A 19,522-nucleotide genomic window follows, 5' to 3' on the forward strand; every position below is an offset into this window, starting at 1 on the left:
GTTTGCCATCCATATCTCGGAACGGTTTTCGGTGATCAGGGGCGGCGAGGCCGAGGCCTCGCTACGAATTGCTGCGCGCGGCGGGGTTCCGGGGGCGGGACGCCCTGCTGATCTATGCCTTCCTGAAGCTGCTGCTGCCGTTCGGCGGTGCCGGGTTCGCCCTGCTCTGGTTCGCGCTGAACCGTACCGGACGGGCAGGGGCGGCTCATTGCCGTCATCGTGATCCTGGGCAGCGCGCTGGCCCTGTCGAAGTTGCCCGATGCCCTCTTGAAGATGCGGCAGAGGAAGCGCTTTGCCGAAGCCCGCCGCGCCTTTCCCGACATGCTGGAACTGCTGGTGATCGCCAGCGAGGCGGGCCTCGGTTTCGGCCCGGCGCTTGGCCGCGTGGCCCGGGATATCCAGCCCGCGGCCCCGGTGCTGGCCTTCGAGATCCGTCAATTGTCGGTCGAGCTCGGGGTGCTGCCGGATCGCGAGACGGCCCGGGCCGAGCTTTCCGAGCGCCTGCCGCTGTCCGAGGTGACCATCTTCGCCAATGCCATGATGCAGGCCGAACGCTATGGCACGCCGATCGCCCGTGCGCTGCGCGGCCTGATGCGCGACCAGCGCGCCATGTGGCTGCTGCGCATCGAGGAACAGGCCGGGCGCATTCCGGCCCTGATGACGGTGCCGCTGATCCTGTTCATCATGCCGGCGCTCTTCATCGTGCTGATCGGCCCGGCGGTCCTGAATATCCTCGACAATATCATGGATGGAGGGTTCGGATGAGGCGTCGTGCCATATCCTTTGCGCAGCGCGAAGACGGCGCGGTGGCGGTGGAATTCGCCCTTGTCCTGCCGCTGCTGCTGGCGATCCTGTTCGGGATCGTCTGTTTCGGCCAGTATTTCGCCATCGCCAACAGCCTGCAACAACTCGCGGCCGAGGCGGCGCGCCACTCTGTGCTGGAACTGGCGGCGGCGAAACGGGTCGAGAAAGCCAATGCGTTCATCGCCGACGCGCAAAGCCGTTTTCCCATTCTGCGCAGCGGCAAGGTCTCGCATCGGGTCGCGCTGCGCGACATATCCGGGCCCGGCATCGAGGTGACGCTGACCTATGACCTCTCGGGCTCCGCCGTCGACGTGGTGGACGGCTTCCTCGGGCTGGAGATACCCGAGGTATCGAGGAGCAGCTATCTTGCGTATTGAACGGTACCTGCGCGGTTTCCTCGGCGAGGAGCGGGGCGCCGTGATCCTGATCGTGGCGCTGGCGCTGACGGTCATGATGGGGTTCCTCGCTCTGGGCGTGGATCTCGGGGCGCTGTATCTGCGCCAGAAGACGCTGCAGACCCATGCCGACCTTGCGGCGATTAGCGCGGTGTCGAACCTCGGGGGCGGGCCGCGCGACCGTGCGCTGGACACCATCGGGGGCAATGGCCTGCCCCCCGAGGCGCTGCAGCAGATCGGCTATGGCCGCTATATACGCGACGCCACGCGTGCCCCGGACGACCGGCTGGAGGCGCGCGCGCTCTCCGATACCGATGTGAATGCCGCACGGGTGGAACTTGCGGAAGAGGCGCCGCTCTATTTCATGCGCAGCTTCGTCGACGGGGACAGCACGCGGCTTTCGGCGACGGCGACGGCGGCACGGTTCGACATGGCCTCGTTCAGCCTGGGGTCGCGGCTTGCCGCGCTGGAGGCCGGGCTGCTCAACGCGCTGCTGTCAGAGGCGCTTGGCACCTCGGTGGGGCTCGACCTTCTGGATTACGAGGCGCTGGCCGATGTCGATGTCGATCTGCTGACCTTTATCGAGGCCCTGGCCATCCGGCTGGATCTCACCGCCGTCGACTATCGCGACGTGCTGATGGCGGAGGCCGATCTTGCCGATATTGCGGGGGCGCTGCTGGACGCCAACGGCCCGGGCGGGCCGGTCGATGTCCTGACCGCGGTGCTGAACGGCACCGGATCGGCGGTTCTGGACATCTCCCGGCTGATCATGATCGACGGCGATGATGTCGCCGCGCAGATCGACGATATTCTGCCCGAGATCACGGTTTCGGCGCTCGATATCCTCATGGCCTCGGTGGGGATCGTCAACGCGGACAGATACGTACAGACCGACCTGGCGCTGACCGTGCCGGGGCTGACGGCGATCGATCTGGCGCTGGTCATCGGCGAACGCCCGGCGGATTCGGGCTGGATCACCGTGGGCGAGCGCGGCACGACGCTGCATACCGCGCAGACCCGCCTGAAACTGGAACTGCTTCTCGATCCATCGCTTCTGTCCGGGCTTGGGCTCGACGTCGCCTCGGTGCATCTGCCGGTCTATATCGAGATCGCCAGCGCGACCGCCACGCTGTCGGCGCTCAACTGCTCGGCGTCCAGTGCCGACGGATGTGGTGGCCAGTTTCGACACCGGGACCGATCCGCTGACCGGTGTGACCGGCACCCATGTTGCCGAGGTGTTCCTGGGCGAGTTCGACGCCCCGGATTTCGAGGATACCACGACGCCGCTGTCCCAGGCGGCGCTGTCCCCGGCGAAGCTTCTGGGGGTGCGGATCCGGCCGCTCGGCCTTGGCATACTGGACGCCAACGTGATGATCAGGGCGCATGCCCCGGTCGGAATTTCAGAGCAGGCGCAGCTTGACTTCACATTGGGCGAACTGCCCGCAGCCGGGGGTGCCGCGACCAAGACCTTCGGGTCGGGCAGGGTGCTCGAGGCGCTGATCTCGGCCCTGGCGGCGGATGCCGAACTGGATATCGAACTTGCCCTGCTGGGCATCGAACTGGGCCTGGTCAATTCCCTGCTGAACCTGGTTCTGGGGATCGTGCAGACCCAGCTCGCCCCCATCCTGACCGCCTTGATGACCCCGCTGGATAGCGTCATCGACGGGTTGCTGGACACTCTGGGCATCGGTATCGGCGAGGCCGATCTGGTGCTGCACGGGGTGGCCTGCGACCGGATCCTGCTGGTCCGCTGACCCTCACCCCCTTTCGAACATCCCTGCCGCTGGAGACGAATTTGCACATGCCCAAGACCCTGCTTCACGCCCTCGGGGCGCTTGCGACCGCCCTCTTCCTGTCCGCCTGCGCAACCCCCAGGACCGGGGATCCGGCCCGGAGGCGGCGGACGCGGGTTCGGCCAGCCTGCGGCTGGCGCAGGCGACGGCAAAATCCGGCGATCCCGAAACCGCGGCGCAGCTTTTCGAGAAGGTGGTAAAGGCCGAGCCGGACTCGGTGCCCGCCCTGTTGGGGCTGGGCGACAGCTATTCCCGGCTTGGCCAGCACAGCCGCGCCGATGCGGTGCTGACCCGCGCGCATGAACTGGACAGGCGCAATGTCGAGGTCCTGGCGGTCCTCGCCCGGGTGAAGCTGTCGCAGCAGCAGGCCGAAACCGCGATCGGCTATTACGACAAGGCGCTGAAGATCGACCCCGCGAACCTGTCCGCGCTCACCGGCAAGGGCGTCGCCCTGGACACGCTGTCGCGCCACGCTCAGGCGCAGGCGGTCTATCAGGAGGGGCTGGCGCGCTATCCGGCGAATTTCGTGCTGCGCAACAATTACGCGCTGTCTCTGGCGCTCGGCGGGCAGCAGGCCAGGAGCCTCTCGATCCTGCAGGAGCTGGTGCGCGATCCGACCGCGGCGCCGCATGTGCGGGACAACCTGGCCTTGGTCTACGGGCTATACGGGCGCGAAAGCGATGCCCGTGCGACCCTGGCGCTGGATATGAAAACGCAGGAAATAGAAGAGAATATCGCGATCTACCGTGCCCTGCGGCGCCTGCTTGGCGAAGGCAAGCCGATCGGCGCGCTTGTTTTCGCATGACAGGCCCCGATCGGGCCCGGATCAGGCCGGACGGCCTGATCGACAAGGCGGCATCCTCCGGCCCGCCGGCGACGCAACGGGAGAAGGGGTCGTTGACGGCATACAGGGACAGCCCTCCGTCATGCGTTCCCGGGCCGGCGATGCCCGCCCCGGGGCAGGGTGCTTGTTCATCTGCCCTCGGCGCCTATGCTGGCAGGAGAATGGGGTGTCAGTGAGGGCAGAGGATGGGTTTGCTCGATAAAAAGACGGTCGAAGCGGGAGAGGGGGATATCGCCGCGGCCCCGGGGGAAGACCTGGCCGCACAGGTCGCCCTGCTCAGGGATCAGCTGATGGTGGCGCAGACGATGCTGGAAGAGGAGGCCGGGGCACGGATCGCCCTAGAGGCGCGGCTTATGCAGGCGGGGCCAGCGCGGTAGAATAGCCCAGACGCTCGGCCAGGACCGCGTGGTTGGGGCTGTCGCGGATGTCCCGGGCCTGATCCTCGGGGATCTCGTAGCGCGGGCGGAGCGCCAGCCTGTTCCCCTTGCGCCCGCTGTCGCCGGACAGCGAAACGAGCCGGCATCAGGTGGGGAAAGTCGGGATTGAACGGCAGCGCCAGCGCCCGGCACAGGGCGCTTCCGCCTTTCTGCGGGTCGGTGATGAAATCCTCGTAGCGGATGAGCGGCACGCCGGCGTGGTCGTCCAGGAACACCAGCATGCGCCGGCAATATTCGTCGAAGGTGGCGGGCTGACAATGGACCCAGCCGTTTCTCCGAAGCGAGAGATAGCTGTCGATGGGATCGCGCACCGTGACGGCGGATCTGAGATCGTAGGCATCGCTCAGGAAATCACGCAGGCCGGGGTAGCTGCCGATGTCCTCGCCATAGGTGTATTTGCCGTGGCTGTGGTCGCGCAGCACAAGGTAGCTGCCCCTGTCCGCGTTTTCCTGCACCAGCACGTCCAGGCTGGCCTTGAACAGCCTGGCCTGTGTATCGCTGCTGACCGCGCGCGAGCCGATCTTGGCCAGCCCGATCATATCCGTCGGGCGAAAGGGATGGGCGTGGCCCAGGGGGCTGAAGGGGTCCACCTCGCTGAGCAGGGCCACATTCGGCTGGGTCGCGACGGCTTTGGAAATGACCGTGCCGCCGGTGCAGGCCAGGTGGTGCAGGGTGCGCAGGACCGGCTTGGCGGGCCTGTCCGCCAGCAGCCGCGCCGCAGCCTTGAGCGACTCCTGCAGGGCCTTGCGGGCCTCTGCCCGATCTCCGGGCGGGGCCAGACCGGACATGTCCCTGACCCGCGCGGGGGCGGCCTGTTCCAGCGCCTGCAGCGCCGCGTGCAGAAGCTTGTCGGGGGCCGCTGTCATGTGCGTTTCGCGGTCTTCTTGCCGCCCTGTTTCTTGCCCTGCAGGAAGGTCAGGCTGTGCAGCGTGCTCCTGAGCAGGTCAGCCAGCTGATCGTTCTCCGCCTTCAGGGCCCGGTACCTGTCCTTCAGCTCGTCCAGATCCGTCTCTCTGAGGCCCTGCAGGCGCAGCGCAAGGGTCAGATCCTCTTCGGCCTTGGTCCTGGCGCGCTGGGTGGAAGACGCGGTTTCGGCGGCTTTTGCGAGGGCGGCCCCGTGCTGGACCTTGGAGGTTTCGATCCAGTCTTCCAGTTCGCGGCATTTGGCCCGGGCCTGGTCCACCTCCTCGGTGCAGGCCCTCCGCCTCGGCGCGGGCTGCGGCGAGGGCGCCTTCCAGATCGCCGAGCCTGTGCTGGGCGGTATCCTTTTCGGCGGTGATCTCTGCGAGATCCGCCCGCTCCGCCTCTGCATCGGCCTGTGACTCGGCCCGTGCCGCCGTGAGCGCCGCGTTCTGCTGCCGGAGATCTTGCGCCGCGGCCTGTGCCTGGTCCAGCTCCTGGCGCAGGCCCTCTGCCTCGGCGCGGGCTGCGGCGAGGGCGCCTTCCAGATCGCCGAGTCCGTGCTGGGCGGTATCCTTTTCGGCGGTGATCTCTGCGAGGTCCGCCCGTTCCGCCTCTGCATCGGCCTGTGACTCGGCCCGTGCCGCCGTGAGCGCCGCGTTCTGCTGCCGGAGATCTTGCGCCGCGGCCTGTGCCTGGTCCAGCTCCTGGCGCAGGCCCTCCGCCTCGGCGCGGGCTGCGGCGAGGGCGCCTTCCAGATCGCCGAGCCTGTGCTGGGCGGTATCCTTTTCGGCGGTGATCTCTGCGAGATCCGCCCGTTCCGCCTCTGCATCGGCCTGTAACTCGGCCCGTGCCGCCGTGAGCGCCGCGTTCTGCTGCCGGAGATCTTGCGCCGCGGCCTGTGCCTGGTCCAGCTCCCGGCGCAGGCCCTTCGCCTCGGCGCGGGCTGCGGCGAGGGCGGTCTCGGCGTCGGTGAGGGCGCGGTCGCGTTGGGCCTGGACCTCTTTCAGGTCGTCCGCGAGCCGATCGAGCCTGTCGGTCAGCGCGGCGATGATGCGGTCCCGTTCGGCCAGCACCATGCGCGCCTCCTGGCCGGCGCGGTCAAGGTCGAAGGCGGCGACCGGCATGTCGGGATCGGAGCTGTCGGTCCTGCTGCGGCGATAGCCGGCCTGCTCCAGACGCGTGGCAAGGGCGGCGCCGGTGCTGCCGCCCTCGTAAAGGACCGCATCCGGCAGCATCAGGACGATGCGCGAGAAGGGCGGCTGCCCCTTGGTGGGCAGGACCGCGTCCAGAACCTCCATTTCAAAGCCGGATGCGCCGAGGATCAGCAGGTTGTCGCTTCCTTCCAGCCGGGCCTGTTCCAGGGCCTCGGAGGGAGAGATCGTATCGATACTGGTCTGGCGCGTTTCGCGCAGCCCGGGAAAAATCCGCTTGAGGCCGGTGGCCGGTCGCAGGGCGGCATAGCCCTTGATGTTGAAGTCCTGCAGGCTGGCCGTACCGCTGCTGCGCGACAGCAGGGCAGGGTGGATCTCGATCCGGGCAAGCGGCGCGCTGGCGGTCGGGGCGCGCAGCGCCTTTGCCGCGGCTCGGAAGGGCGAAAGCCACGAGCCGGTCTGCCTGCGTCCCCGACAGCGACGCGGCGAGGGCTTCAAGCCCCGGCCCCACATAGAGCGCGGTTGCGAATGTCTCGGTCGCCTCGAGAAGGGCAGGGGTGTCGGTTCTGAGGCTTTCGCGCATGTCAGCGGCGCCCCCGCAGAAGGCCGGCGATCTTGCGCAGCGACCCGGTCAGGCGCATCGAGCGAGAGCCCATGATCCGGTCGATTTCCCTGCGGGCCATGGTCAGATCCTCGTCGCGCCGGGTCAGGGCCGCGGCGGTCTGTGCCTGCGTTTCAAGGGCGGCCTTGAGCTCTGCGGTTCTTTGATCCCGTTCAAGCAGGACGCGGTCCCCGGTCTCTTCCACGGCTTTCAATTGGACCCGAAGGCTGTGCTGGATGCCCATGGCGCGGACCTCCCTGGCGTCCATTTCCTGCTCCAGTTTCTGCATGTCCGAGAGCATGGCAGCCTGCTGGTCGGCCAGCAAGCTATTGCGTGCGGAGGCTGCATCCAGTTTTTCCCGGATGCCCGCCTTTTCCTGTTCCGCCGCGCGGCCGTTCTGCTCCAGCTTTTCCTGAAGCTCTTCCATGTCGGCGATCATCGCCGCCTGCTGGGCCATCAGCTGGGCATGCGCATCGGACGCGGTCTGAAGCTGTGCCTGCAGGCCCGCCTTTTCCTGTTCCGCTTCCTGTTCTGCCGTGAGGGCGCTCGTTTGCAAGCCGTCCCGCAGCTCTTCCATGTCGGCGACTATATCCGCCTGATGCGAGAGCAGCAGCTCGACGTGGGCGGTTTTCCTTGCCAGCTGCTGGCCGAGGTCGTGGCTGGTGTCCATGGCCTGTCTTTGCAGCGATTCCACCGTGTCCTGTTTGTCGCGCAGGGCCGCATAGGCCTGAAGGGCCAGGTCGGCGGGGGCCGGATCCTCTTCGTTGGACAGTGTCTGTGTGCTGGCCACCAGTTCGTCATGCGCGGCCCGGGCGTCCTGGTCTTCTGCCAGAATGGCCTGGGCCATGATATAGGCCAGCGGGCTGGGGGGCGCGGTGTCCGGGATATCGCCCAGCAGGCGGCTGTCGGCCTCGACCCCCAGCCGGGCCAGGCCGGCGGCGGCGAACCGCTGCAGGTGCGCCGCCTCGTAGATCGTCGATCGCTTTCTGTTGTGGCGATGCAGGTCCAGCGCCTGGCCCGTGGCGGCTGTCCAGTTCTGCAGGACGGCGGCGATGTCCTCCTGGGCGGACATCGCGGCGCAGAGCGCGCGGACCGGGTCTTCGTAAAGCAGGCAGAGCCCGGCCTCGGGGTCGGCGGAGAGCTGTCTGGCGGCGTCCTGCGCCGAGAGCGCCGGCCCCTGTTCCGTGCCGTCCGGGCCGATGAGGCCGGTCAGCGCGGTGGCGATCTTCCGGGCTTGTGCGCCCGGCAGGGCATGCACCACGAGGCGGGGGCTGTCATTCGTCATGGCGATGTCCTCGGCGGGGTCAGGTGCGGGCGTAGATGTCTTCGTAGCGAAGGATGTCGTCCTCGCCGAGATAGCTGCCGGTCTGTACCTCGATCAGCACCATGGGCACCTTGCCGGGGTTCTCCATGCGGTGAACGGCCCCCAGCGGAATGTAGACGGACTGGTTCTCGGTCACCAGCCTGACCTCCTCGTCGATGGTCACGCGGGCGGTGCCTTCCACCACGATCCAGTGCTCGGAGCGGTGGTGGTGGCTTTGCAGCGACAGCGCGGCGCCGGGATGCACGTGGATGCGCTTGACCTGGAAGCGGTTGCCCACCACCAGGCTTTCGAACCAGCCCCAGGGGCGGTGATCCTTGGGGAACATGGTGGCCTGCTTGGCGGATTTCGCCTTGAGCGCGGCCACCGCCAGTTTCACGTCCTGCGCGCGCGAGGCATCGGCCACCAGCACCGCATCCGGCGTGGCCACGGTGATGACGTTCCTGAGCCCCGAGGCCCACCAGCTCGACCCGGTCGTCTTCCGAGCGCAGCAGCGTGTTCTCGCAGTCGATGGCCGTCGCCGTGCCGCTGGTGGCCACGCCGCGGGCGTCCTGGGCGCTTTCGCGCCAGACCGCGTCCCAGCCGCCCAGGTCGGACCAGCCGGTCGAGAAGGGGACGACCGACAGCCCGTCGCTGCGTTCCATGATCGCGTAGTCGATCGAGATGTCCCCGGCCCCGGACCAGGGCTCGGGGGCCGAGGCGCAGGAAGCCCAGATCGCTTTTCGCCTCGGAGACGGATTGTGCCACGGGGGGCACCAGCTCGGGGGCCAGGGTGCGGAAGGCGTTCAGGATCGTGCCGACGGAGAACAGGAAGATCCCCGCGTTCCACAGGTACATGCCCGAGGCGACCATCTCTTCGGCGCGGGCGGCATCGGGTTTTTCCACGAAGCGCTTGAGCGCGATGGCGCTGTCGCCGGGCGCCTCGGAGAGTTCCAGGTAGCCATAGCCGGTTTCGCCGTGGGTCGGGGTGATGCCGAAGGTGACGATCTGGCCGTTCCGGGCGGCCTCGGTGCCCTTTTCGACGGCGGCGCGGAAGGCCTCGGGGTCGGGGATCACGTGATCGGAGGGCGCGATCAGCATCAGCGCATCCGGGTTGCTCTGCTCGAGATAGAGCGCGGCGGCCAGGATGGCGGGGGCGGTATTGCGCCCCTCGGGTTCGATCAGCACGGCGCCGGGGTCGATGCCGATCTCGGACAGCTGTTCGGTGACGATGAAGCGGAAGTCGTTGTTCGTCAGCACCAGGGGCCTGTCGAATGCGCTGCCGGACAGCCGTTCCGCCGAGGCCTGGAACAGGGTCCTGTCGCCCACCAGAGGCACGAACTGCTTGGGGTAGGATTTACGCGAGAGGGGCCAGAGCCGGGTACCGGAGCCGCCGCAGAGAAGAATGGGTGTGATCATATATATGCTCTTGAAACATGTGTGGTTCGGAAGGGCAGGGGGGTTACAGGCGCAGGGTGCCGGCGTCCTGCTGGTCGAGAAACCATTGATAGGTGGTGCCGATCCCGTCCCCGAGCGCGATGCTTGCCTGCCACCCCAGCCGCGACAGCCGGTCGACATTCATCAGCTTCCGCATCGTCCCGTCCGGTTTCGACGGGTCGGTGTGGATCTCGCCCTCGAAACCGACAGCCCGGGCCACGATCCGGGCCAGTTCCGAGGATCGTGACATCCGATCCGGTGCCGACATTGATGTGGCTCAGCATGGGGTCGGTTTCGCGGTCATAGACCGCGCGGGGCAGGTCCATCACGAAAAGAGAGGCCTCGGCCATGTCGTCCACATGCAGGAATTCGCGCCGGGGTGTCCCGGAGCCCCAGATGGTGACGGCGGGCGCGCCCTGTTCCTTGGCCTCGTGGAAGCGGCGGATGAGCGCGGGCAGGACGTGCGAATTCTCGGGGTGAAAATTGTCGCCCGGCCCGTAGAGGTTGGTGGGCATCACCGAGCGATAGTCGACACCGTGCTGCCGGTTGTAGCTTTCGCAGAGCTTGATCCCGGCGATCTTGGCGATGGCGTAGGGCTCGTTGGTGGGTTCCAGCGGGCCGGTCAGAAGGGCGTCTTCCGCCATCGGTTGCGGGGCGGCCTTGGGATAGATGCAGGAGGAGCCCAGCTGCAGCAGCCTGCCCACGCCGGCGGCGAAGGCCTGGTGGATCACGTTGCACTCGATCATCAGGTTTTCGTAGATGAAATCCGCCGGGTAGGTGTTGTTGGCGTGGATGCCGCCGACCTTGGCGGCGGCGAGGATGACGGCGTCGGGGCGTTCCTTCTGGAAAAAGGCGCGGACGCGCGACTGGTCCCTGAGGTCGAGCTCTGCGGAGGTGCGGGTGATGACGTCGCTGTCTGCGGTGGCGCCGAGGCGTCTCAGGATCGCGCCGCCGACCATGCCGCGGTGTCCTGCTAGGAAAATTCTCATTGGCTCTCTCTCAGGCTTTCAACCACGGAAATATACAAGATCGCCCTCGAACTCCATGGATCAATGTGCTTAGTGTTCTCAATAGGTTCAGGGATTACATGAAGATTTTCAATGGTTGTGAAACTAACTGACTTTTGGCGAGATCTGGCTGCCATCCAGTCCACTCTCGACGAGCAGGAGCGCGCGCATGCGCTGACAAGACTGGGGCAGTTCGTTGCGGAGGATGGCTCTGCGGCACGGAAGCGGATCCTGGAGCAGGTCCTGGACACTTTGCAGATCGAGGCCCCGGTTGCACTGGGTCGGCGCGGGCGCGGGTGAGGACGCCGATACGCTTCCCGCGATCACATCCGAGGGCGCAGAGGGCATTTCCGTCGTCACCTGCGCGATGAACAGGACCGAAAACCTGCTGTCCGCGCTCCGGTCCTGGCTTGGGTTCACGGAAATCTCGGAAGTCATCATCGTGGACTGGTCGTCCGACGTGCCCGTCGCACAGAGCCTGCGTGAGCAGGGCATCGACGACCCGCGCATCCGGATCCTGCGGGTGGACGGAGAGGCGCGCTGGATCCTGTCCTATGCCTTCAACGCGGGGTTCCGGGCCGCGCGTTTCGACAAGATCCTCAAGGTCGATGCCGACCTGCTGCTGATGCCCGATTTCTTCGCGCGCAACCCTCTGCCGGCCCGCAGTTTCGTTGCCGGCAACTGGCGGACGAGCCGAGCCGGGACAGGCGCATGTGAACGGGTTCTTCTTCGTCACCCGGGACGTTCTGTCCGAGGTGGCGGGGTTCAACGAATTCATCACCACCTATGGCTGGGACGACGACGATCTGTACCATCGGCTGATCGACATCGGCGCCCGGCGGATCGACGTGGCGGGCAACACGATCCACCATCAGGACCACAGTGACGCAGAGCGGATCGGCGGCGGCGACCGGGCGGCGCCCGGCACGGCCCTGGGCGACATCACCTCGGGCACGATGTACTGCATCCGCCGGAATCGCTTTCTGGCCCATGTCATGCCCCTGTGGAACCGGGACCGACAGCTTCTGCCGTTCCGGATTCTGGGCAGCCGGGGGCCGGTCGTGACAATGGCGCGTGCGGGCGAGGTTCCGCATCCGGTGCCCGATCCGGTCTGGGAGGACGCCGGGCACTACGCGCTGGCCGAGATGGCCTCCTGGCGCTTCGGTCCATCCATTCTGTCGGTGCCGCGAGAGGCGCTTCCGGGCCTGCTGGATCGCCCCGGGGCCGAGATCGGGCCCGATCTGATCGCCCGCGCCGCACAGCGGCCCGAGGCGCCCCGGATCGTCTCTTCCCGTCCGCGGCTGTTCATCGATGCGCAGCACGGGCTGGGCAACCGCATGCGGGCCATGGGCTCGGCGGCGGCCATCGCCGAGGCGACGGATCGCGAACTCGTGGTCGTCTGGGAGCCGGATCACCACTGCGAGGGACGGCTGTCGGATCTCTTCGACTACAAGGGCGCCGTCATCGAAGAGGCCTTCGTCCAGCAGGCCTGGGGGCGGGGGTGCCTGGTGTACAACTACATGGAGATCGAGGAGGGCGCGCAGAAGGATGCGCCTCTGGATCTGAGCTGGGGCGGCGATATCTACGCCCGCGCCGCCTATGTGCTGAACGCCGCGCCCTCGACCTGGGAGGCGGAAAACCGCTTTCTGCGCGGGCTGACGCCGGTCGAGGCCGTGCGCGACCTGGTGGCCTCGGTCCGGACCCCCAACGCCGTCAGCGCGCATGTGCGGATGGTGGGCGCGCCGGGGTCGGATAACGCAAGTTATGACCGCGCCGAGAACTGGACCGCCGAAGGCCATGCCGCGATCAACCACTGGCGCGAGAAAAGCCATTATTCGCACTTCATGGCGCGCCTCGATGCGCTGATCGGGGAAGGCCGCGCCGAGCGGATCTTCGTTGCCGCCGACATGCCCGAAACCTACGAGGCCTTCACTCAGGTCTACGGGGGTCGGGTTGCCTATCTGCAGCGCTCTCTTTACGACCGGTCGGCGGAGCAGCTGCACTATGCGCTGGCGGATGCGATGCTGCTGGGGGCTGCGCCGTTGCTGCTGGGGTCGAACTGGAGTTCGTTCACGGAGCTGGCGACGCGGCTGTCGCCCAATCAGGTGAAAATGGAAGTGAGCGGGGTGGATTTCTGAATGATGGCGCACAGTGACGTACGCGGAGTAGCCTTGTCAGGGACATTGGGCCATGTCCCGGGTGTTTCGTTTATGGATACGAATACCGCGATGCAAAAGGTGGGGCAGAACTGCGGAAATTTGGTATTTCAATACGCAGTATCCCGCCTCATCGATGAATCCATTCAGGTGGTCGGATCGGACATTCCTTGGGCTCCGGAGAAGGTCAGGGAAACGGCGCGTGTTTTGGTTGTTCCTTCCGCTAACTTTTTGCGAGAAGGCTTCGATTTTTCAAATTACGTCAGTTTTCTAGAGCGCACTGAGCTGCCCTTGCTGTTTGTGGGGTTGGGGGCACAGGCTGATGATTTTGAAAAGGCCAGCTTCGACTTTCATCCCAGCATCTTGCGTCTGCTGGACCTGATCCGCGAACGCAGCCCCAAAGTGTCCATTCGCGGCGAGTTTACCGCGCGCGTACTGGAGCGCTACGGGATCGGCAATTTCGAGATTACAGGCTGCCCCTCGAACTTCATCAACCCTGCCCCGGATTTTCCCGACATGATCGCGGCCAAGCTCGCCAGCCCGATGCGGTCGTTCATCACCCATGCCGACGAACCTTGGCCGAAGAAGGCCATCAAGAAGAAAGTCGAGTGTCGGCTGGTGTCCTGGACGCAATGCGGACGCGCGATCATGGTGCAGCAAGCGGTGCCGAGCATGATCAAGTACCTACGGCAGAACAACCCGTTTTCAACCGATGAGGTGGCGGAGAACTTTGAAGGCAGCCTGCAAAAGACGCTAATGCCCAACGATGACCTGGAGGCGTTCCGGGAGTTTGTCGCGGTTAAGCTGCGTACGTATTATTCGGTGGACCAATGGCTCGAGGACAGCAGCCATTTTGATTTTTCCGTGGGGCTGCGTTTGCATGGGAACATGGTCGCTTGGCAGTCTGGCACACCAGCGCTCTGGATCACCCATGATAGCCGCACCCGGGAACTGTCGGATACGATGGCATTGCCCTCCATCGGAATTGAGGAGTTCTTGGACAAGTGTGAAACCGTTCAGGACGCCTGGGAGCGGATCGATTATGATCCTCTTTCTTACGCCAGCCGAAGGCTTGAGCTTTCAAGGCGTATGGAAAAGGTCTTTAGTGCGTTCGATATACCTACGAACTTGATCACTTGATCAGGCAAGGCGGGCGCTTCCTGAAATCGCAGGAAGCGCCCTGTCTCGTCACTCCAAACTAACCGCCATCTCCATCCCGTGCTCTTTCAGCAAGGCATGGCGACGGGCGGTCTTCAGGTCTTCCGCGACCATCTCGGCACACATCTCCTGTGCGGTGATCTCCGGTTCCCAGCCAAGTTTGGCCTTGGCCTTGGCCGGATCGCCCAGCAGCGTTTCCACCTCGGCGGGGCGGAAATAGCGGGGGTCGATGCGCAGGATCACGTCGCCCGGCTTGAGGGCGGGGGAGATGCTGTTGTCGACCGAAACGACGGTGGCGATCTCGTCCACGCCCTCGCCGGTGAACTCCAGCTCGATGCCCAGCTCGGCGGCGGACCAGCGGATGAAGGCGCGCACGGAATATTGCAGGCCGGTGGCGATCACGAAATCCTCGGCCGCGTCCTGCTGCAGCATCATCCACTGCATCCGCACGTAGTCCTTGGCGTGGCCCCAGTCGCGCAGGCTGTCGATGTTGCCCATGTAGAGGCATTCTTCCAGCCCCTGCGAGATGTTGGCCAGGCCGCGGGTGATCTTGCGGGTCACGAAGGTTTCGCCGCGGCGCGGGCTTTCGTGGTTAAACAGGATGCCGTTGCAGGCATACATGCCATAGGCCTCGCGGTAGTTCACCGTGATCCAGTAGGAATACAGCTTGGCCACCGCATAGGGCGAGCGCGGATAGAAGGGCGTCGTCTCGCGCTGCGGGATTTCCTGCACCAGGCCGTAGAGTTCGGAGGTCGAGGCCTGGTAGAAGCGGGTCTTCTTTTCCAGGCCCAGGAAACGGATCGCTTCCAGCAGGCGCAGGGTGCCGATGCCGTCGACGTCCGCGGTGTATTCCGGGGCTTCGAAGCTGACCGCGACGTGGGACTGGGCGCCGAGGTTGTATACTTCGTCCGGCTGCACCTCCTGGATGATGCGCGTCAGGTTCGAGGTATCGGTCAGGTCGCCGTAATGCAGCTGGAAGTTCTGATTGTTGGTATGCGGGTCCTGGTAGATGTGGTCCACGCGCTGTGTGTTGAACAGCGAGGCGCGGCGCTTGATGCCGTGGACCTCGTAGCCTTTTTCCAGAAGGAATTCCGCCAGGTAGGATCCGTCCTGACCTGTAATGCCGGTGATCAATGCTTTGCGTGCCAAACCAAAACTCCTTTTGGGCCAAGTGCCCCAAAACCGGGGGGAAAAGCAACTCCGAATAGGTCGGAGCGGGGGGCGGCGAAGCCCGCCTGCGGCCTGATCCGCGGCGCATCGACCCCGCGAACCCGGTTCAGCCGCAACCGGGAGGGGCCAGCGATGTGAGGGCAGGATGGCGGCCCTATGCCCGCGGTGCGGCGGCACTCATGACGCCGCAGACGAAAAGCGGGGCGCCGATGCCTTCGGCCCGAGGCCCGGGATCGGGATGCCGGCAAACCCGACCCCGGAAGGACGGGGCCCGCCGTCTCTCTCGCCGCCCTGCGCGTCGGCGGGGGGCCGCCGATGCCCTCAGGCAGGGCGCGCGCAGGCCTGCTCCAGTTCGGCGACAAGGGCGCTTTGCACCCGGCGGCGCTCTGCCAGCCAGTGCTGCGGCTCCGAGAACAGCGCCTGAAGCCTGACATTGGCCTCCCGGACCGCCTTGGCGTCCTGATGCCGCGCGCGGTCCTGCAGATGCGCTGCCCCGTCCTCCGGCGTCATTCCCCAGAGGTTGACCCGGGATCCCTCCGGCAGGCCCAACTCGTGGATGCGATGCCCGGGGCTGGCCCAGTAGACCGGCAGCGATCCGCAGGCGAAGGCGTCAAAGACTTTCTCGGTGATGTAATCGGGGTGGTGGGTGTTCTCCAGCGCCCCCATCAGGCGGGCGCGCCCGTCGAGGCGCGTCAGCTTGTCCATGTGCCAGTCGGTGCTCAGCGCGAAGCGGCTCTGCCCGCCCTGCCAGCTTTGGCCCAGGCGCTCGACCACGCCGGTGGTGCAGGCCTCGGCCAGGTCGGTGCGCCGAGAGCACAGGCCCGTCAGGTCGGCCCCGGGCCATTCCACCCAGTGGTGCCGTGCGGCGCGGCGTTCGAACATGAAGGTCAGATCGACCGGGCGGCGGGCGAAATCCTGCTGCCAGTCCGCTGCCGGGCGCGCGGCATTGCGGGCAAAGCGGTAGCGGTAGGCATTGGCAAAGCGGTGGTTGGTCAGCAGGTAGTAGGGGATGCGCCGGAACCGGTAGATCGCGCTGGTGCAATGGTTCAGCTGCCGGACCGGCAGGGCCCCCCAGGCGGTTTCCACGTAGATCACCGGATCCAGCGGGCGCCCGCCCCAGATCGTGTCCCAGAAGGGTTCCTCGGACAGCAGCACCACGGGCGGTTGGCGCGCGCGCCAATCCGCGATCACCTCGTAGGGGGCATCCTGGATATCGAGCACATGGGCAAAGACGCAGAGATCGGCCCGGGACGGGCGGTCGACCAGCGTGATCCGGTCCTGGAACAGCGGCCAGAGCGCGGGGTAGCTGAGCGGCGTGCGAATGCCGTGAGGGCCGGATTTATAGACCTTGAGCATGGGCCCCCGGAGCGTCAGAGCGCGCGCAGGCGCGTGTAGAGATCGTGCAGATAGGCCGGCCCCGGCAGGGCCAGGTCGAGATCGGCGCGCAGCCGGCCATAGGCGGCGGCCAGGATGTCGCTGCGCTGCTGCTGCTGCTCGGAGAGCTGCAGGCTCAGGGTGACCCCGGCGCCCGGGGGGCCCTCGGCGATCTGCGCTTCGAGCAGGCGGGCAAAGGGGCCGGGCTGGCGCGCCATGTCCCGGCGCAGCGGGCGGGGCAGCAGGGCGACGATCCGGGGCAGGGCGGTGAGAAGGGTGGCACTTTGACCCGGCGGGCAGAGCGTCAGGGCCTCGTCCGGGGCGGGCCGCCAGTCGGCAAGGCAGGCGGCGCGTTCGGCCTCGGGCCGCTCACGCAGGGCATGGGTCAGGGCCTGCAGGGTCGGGGCCGGATCCACGGGCGTGAGGGCATGCAGCAGGGCTGGCGCGCGGGTGACGCTCAGCCCGGAGCTGTCCGCCAGCGCCCTTTCGTAGAAGGCGCGCGCATCCGGTGCGGCGGGCCAGGTGGCCGAGGCGGGCCAGCCAGTCGGCGGTGCGATAGACCAGCCGGCGCGGATCCGGCAGCAGCCCGGCGCAATCCGCCGCGGCGGGCTGCGGGGGCAGGCTGTCAAAGGCCGCGCTGTCGCTGCGGGGCAGGGGGTGGCTGTCATCGGCCAGCCACCAGGCGCTGTGCAGCAGGGCGAGGTCCGGCGCCGTCTGCGCAAGGGTCCGGCGCAGGCCGGCGAAGGCCTCGGCCTGCAGGCGGTCGCTGGGCGACAGCACCAGGGTATATTCCGTCTCGGCCATGTCCAGCGCGAGGCGCAGCAGGTCGCGATGCCCCCCCACCGGGCTGTCGGTCCGGATGGTCCGCGTGGGGTATTCGGCGGCAAAGCCCTGCAGCCGCGTCAGGCTGCGGTCGTCGCCGGAATGAAAGACCAGCAGGCGGTCGCCGGGGCCGCTGGCCCGGGCCAGGGCGCGCAGGGCCAGCTCCAGCTCGGGGCCCTCGTCGCGGGTGGCCATGGCAAAGGTCAGCATGGCGCCCGCCCCCGGCCATCTGCAGGGCGATGCGCAGGGCCAGCACGGGGTCGTGCCGGATCAGCCGGGTCTCGTCCCCGGGGGGCAGGCAGGCCTGCCAGAAGCCGCGCACGGCGGTCAGCAGCTCGGCCCGCCACCGCGGGTCGATGTGGTAATAGATCCAGTCGAACAGCCCGCTGGCGAAATGCCGGAAGGCGTGGCGCAGGGGCGCGCGCGCAGGATCCTGCAGGCTGGCGCTGATCTCTTGCAGCGAAGCGATGGCGTCGATCCTTTCACGTCCGCGGGCATTGGTCATCCGGCTGCCGCCGGGCGAGACGGTATGGCTGGCGCAGATCCGGTCCGAGGCGAGGATGGTCCCGGCGGCGGCGAAGCTGTGCCAATGGGGGGCGACGTCCTCGTGCAGCCTGAGATCGGGAAAGCGGATGCCGGAGGCCTGCAGAAAGCCGGTGCGGTAGATCTTGTTCCAGGGGTAGTTCGCCGTCTGGGCCAGCCAGGCCGCGGCCTGCCCGGAGACCGGCGCCAGGTGGCGCCCCCCATGCCCGCCAGCCGCCAGAGCGCATCGTCATGGGGCATCTGGTGCCAGTGGCCCCGGGCGATGCGGCGGGTATCGGCGTGGCGGAACAGGCAGAAGTCGAACTCCCGCCCGGCCAGGTCGCGCCAGAGCGGGACCATGCCGGGGGTGATCATGTCGTCGCTGTCGAAGAACAGCACATGGCTGGTCCGGATCGCGTCCAGCCCGCGGTTGCGGGCCGGGCCGGGGCCGGTGGCGCTGTCCTGGCGGATGACCTCTGCCCGGTCGGTCACGACCGGATCGGCGGACCCGTCATCGACCACCACGATCTGATCGAAGAGGCCCAGCCCGCCGGCCCCGGCCAGCAGCCGCTCCAGTGCGGCGCCGTCGTCGCGCACGGGAATGACCAGTCCGAGGCTCATGCCGCCTCAGACGACGAAGAGGCGCAGATCGATGATCGACAGACGGAAGCTGTGGGTCGGCAAAAAGAGGATCAGCTCGCGCCAGGCGGCTTCCGCCGGCACCGGTTCGCGGTAGTGGACGGGGATCGCATCCACGTGGCTGGCCTCTTCGGGGCGGAACAGCAGGTGCTTGTCGAAGAAGCAGTCGACGAACCCGTCGGGCCCGCCCGAGCGCAGCGCCGCGCGGGCCACGAAGACCTCGGGGGCGGCGATGCGCGCGGCAAAGCCGATGGTGCCCACGTGATGCAGCTTCTCGGCCGGCAGGCGCACATGCAGCCCGCACCAGCCGCCCCGGCCATGGGTCTGGGTCTCCAGCTCCGAGGATGCGGCCCTCGGGCGAGCTGTAGCGCCCGCTGATCTCCAGGGCCGGGTCGGCGTGCAGGTCCGAGGCCGGGCAGGAAATGGACATCGGTGGCCAGATCCCCTTCGCGGGTCTCCTGACGCATGATGGCCATGGCGTGGTTGGCTTGGCCGTCGGGGCCCAGGGCGATGCTGTCCATGGTCTTCCTTCAACGCAGGGAATGGAGTGAGTGATCAAGAGCTTGATCACATATAGAGAACAGAGCGATCGAAGATCAACCGCCGCGGCCTGCCCCCCCGCAGGCCCGGCCCGCCCGAGGCCGGACCCGGGTCCGGCCTGCGATCGGCCCGCGGTTCAGAGCAGCGCGGCGAGATAGCGGCCATAGTCGGTCTTCTGGAACATTTCGGCCCGTTTCGCGAGATCCGCATCGCTGATCCAGCCCTTGGCATGGGCGATTTCCTCGGGGCAGCCGGTCTGCAGCCCCTGCCGCTCGGTCAGGGTGCGCACGAAGTTGCCCGCGTCCAGCAGGCTGGCATGGGTGCCGGTGTCGAGCCAGGCATAGCCCCGCCCCATGCGCTCGACCTGCAGCTTGCCCGCGCGCAGGTAGATCTCGAGCAGGGCGGTGATCTCCAGCTCGCCCTCGGCCGAGGGCCGGACCCGGGCGGCAAGTTCGGGCGCTTCGCTGTC

17 protein-coding genes and 2 pseudogenes are annotated in these 19,522 nt (G+C 67.0%); 7 read left to right on the top strand and 12 right to left on the bottom strand.

From position 1 onward, the window contains the following. Positions 1–219: 219 nt before the first annotated feature. The 5 genes from ABFB10_RS20550 to ABFB10_RS20570 all read left to right on the top strand — a co-directional run bounded on the left by ABFB10_RS20550 (position 220) and on the right by ABFB10_RS20570 (position 3,797). Positions 220–765 (top strand): type II secretion system F family protein, encoded by a 546-nt coding sequence (locus tag ABFB10_RS20550; RefSeq protein WP_347168117.1) that lies wholly within the window; start codon positions 220–222, stop codon positions 763–765. Then, the gene (locus tag ABFB10_RS20555; protein WP_347168118.1) at positions 762–1,181 is read left to right on the top strand and encodes a TadE/TadG family type IV pilus assembly protein; all 420 of its coding nucleotides are present in this window, start codon (positions 762–764) and stop codon (positions 1,179–1,181) included. Before ABFB10_RS20550 ends, ABFB10_RS20555 begins: the two co-directional genes overlap by 4 nt. Beyond that, a complete protein-coding gene (locus ABFB10_RS20560) occupies positions 1,171–2,619 on the top strand; it encodes a pilus assembly protein TadG-related protein (RefSeq protein ID WP_347168119.1) in 1,449 nt (482 codons plus the stop codon). The genes ABFB10_RS20555 and ABFB10_RS20560 overlap by 11 nt, the downstream gene beginning before the upstream one ends. Then, a complete protein-coding gene (locus ABFB10_RS20565; protein WP_347168120.1) occupies positions 2,570–2,953 on the top strand; it encodes a hypothetical protein in 384 nt (127 codons plus the stop codon). The genes ABFB10_RS20560 and ABFB10_RS20565 overlap by 50 nt, the downstream gene beginning before the upstream one ends. 172 nt (positions 2,954–3,125) lie before the next feature. Then, the gene (locus tag ABFB10_RS20570) at positions 3,126–3,797 is read left to right on the top strand and encodes a tetratricopeptide repeat protein (RefSeq protein WP_430523055.1); all 672 of its coding nucleotides are present in this window, start codon (positions 3,126–3,128) and stop codon (positions 3,795–3,797) included. A gap of 322 nt (positions 3,798–4,119) precedes the next feature. On the opposite strand, the gene ABFB10_RS20575 is transcribed toward ABFB10_RS20570, so the two are convergent. The 5 genes and pseudogenes from ABFB10_RS20575 to fcl form a co-directional block, all read right to left on the bottom strand. After that, entirely contained in the window at positions 4,120–5,139 is a 1,020-nt protein-coding gene (locus ABFB10_RS20575; protein WP_347168121.1) for a hypothetical protein, read from the bottom strand. 78 nt (positions 5,140–5,217) lie between these two features. Beyond that, positions 5,218–6,825: a coiled-coil domain-containing protein gene (locus ABFB10_RS20580; protein WP_347168122.1), complete on the bottom strand. Its 1,608-nt coding sequence runs from the start codon at positions 6,823–6,825 to the stop codon at positions 5,218–5,220. An 86-nt stretch (positions 6,826–6,911) separates the two neighbouring features. Further along, positions 6,912–8,213 carry a coiled-coil domain-containing protein gene (locus ABFB10_RS20585; RefSeq protein ID WP_347168123.1) on the bottom strand — a complete coding sequence of 434 codons (1,302 nt, stop codon included), beginning with the start codon at positions 8,211–8,213 and terminating at the stop codon, positions 6,912–6,914. A 19-nt stretch (positions 8,214–8,232) separates the two neighbouring features. Further along, positions 8,233–9,647 (bottom strand): annotated as a pseudogene (locus ABFB10_RS20590) (mannose-1-phosphate guanylyltransferase/mannose-6-phosphate isomerase). A 43-nt stretch (positions 9,648–9,690) separates the two neighbouring features. Continuing rightward, a pseudogene (fcl, locus tag ABFB10_RS20595) lies at positions 9,691–10,654 on the bottom strand (GDP-L-fucose synthase). A gap of 289 nt (positions 10,655–10,943) precedes the next feature. On the opposite strand from fcl, the gene ABFB10_RS24305 reads away from it, so the two are divergent. Both ABFB10_RS24305 and ABFB10_RS20610 read left to right on the top strand, forming a co-directional pair. Continuing rightward, positions 10,944–11,558, top strand: coding sequence for a glycosyltransferase family 2 protein (locus tag ABFB10_RS24305; protein ID WP_430523053.1), 615 nt, complete (start codon positions 10,944–10,946; stop codon positions 11,556–11,558). A 1,324-nt stretch (positions 11,559–12,882) separates the two neighbouring features. Further along, the gene (locus tag ABFB10_RS20610; RefSeq protein WP_347168125.1) at positions 12,883–13,968 is read left to right on the top strand and encodes a polysaccharide pyruvyl transferase family protein; all 1,086 of its coding nucleotides are present in this window, start codon (positions 12,883–12,885) and stop codon (positions 13,966–13,968) included. A gap of 48 nt (positions 13,969–14,016) precedes the next feature. Here ABFB10_RS20610 and gmd read toward each other — a convergent pair whose 3' ends face one another. The 7 genes from gmd to ABFB10_RS20645 all read right to left on the bottom strand — a co-directional run. Then, entirely contained in the window at positions 14,017–15,135 is a 1,119-nt protein-coding gene (gene gmd, locus ABFB10_RS20615; protein WP_347168126.1) for a GDP-mannose 4,6-dehydratase, read from the bottom strand. 342 nt (positions 15,136–15,477) lie between these two features. Next, on the bottom strand, positions 15,478–16,512 hold the full coding sequence (locus ABFB10_RS20620; RefSeq protein WP_347168127.1) for a glycosyltransferase family 10 domain-containing protein: 1,035 nt from the start codon (positions 16,510–16,512) through the stop codon (positions 15,478–15,480). 14 nt (positions 16,513–16,526) lie between these two features. After that, positions 16,527–16,946 carry a hypothetical protein gene (locus ABFB10_RS20625; RefSeq protein WP_347168128.1) on the bottom strand — a complete coding sequence of 140 codons (420 nt, stop codon included), beginning with the start codon at positions 16,944–16,946 and terminating at the stop codon, positions 16,527–16,529. After that, the gene (locus tag ABFB10_RS20630) at positions 16,900–17,562 is read right to left on the bottom strand and encodes a hypothetical protein (protein ID WP_347168129.1); all 663 of its coding nucleotides are present in this window, start codon (positions 17,560–17,562) and stop codon (positions 16,900–16,902) included. The genes ABFB10_RS20625 and ABFB10_RS20630 overlap by 47 nt, the downstream gene beginning before the upstream one ends. A gap of 291 nt (positions 17,563–17,853) precedes the next feature. Next, positions 17,854–18,495: a glycosyltransferase family 2 protein gene (locus ABFB10_RS20635; protein WP_347168130.1), complete on the bottom strand. Its 642-nt coding sequence runs from the start codon at positions 18,493–18,495 to the stop codon at positions 17,854–17,856. Positions 18,496–18,501: 6 nt separating this feature from the next. Beyond that, positions 18,502–18,804 carry a hypothetical protein gene (locus ABFB10_RS20640; protein WP_347168131.1) on the bottom strand — a complete coding sequence of 101 codons (303 nt, stop codon included), beginning with the start codon at positions 18,802–18,804 and terminating at the stop codon, positions 18,502–18,504. Positions 18,805–19,189: 385 nt separating this feature from the next. Next, positions 19,190–19,522: sugar phosphate nucleotidyltransferase (locus tag ABFB10_RS20645; protein WP_347168132.1), on the bottom strand; the 333-nt coding region annotated here is incomplete at its 5' end.

Source organism: Ponticoccus litoralis (genome assembly GCF_039769985.1).
GTDB classification, from domain to species: Bacteria; Pseudomonadota; Alphaproteobacteria; order Rhodobacterales; family Rhodobacteraceae; genus Ponticoccus; species Ponticoccus litoralis.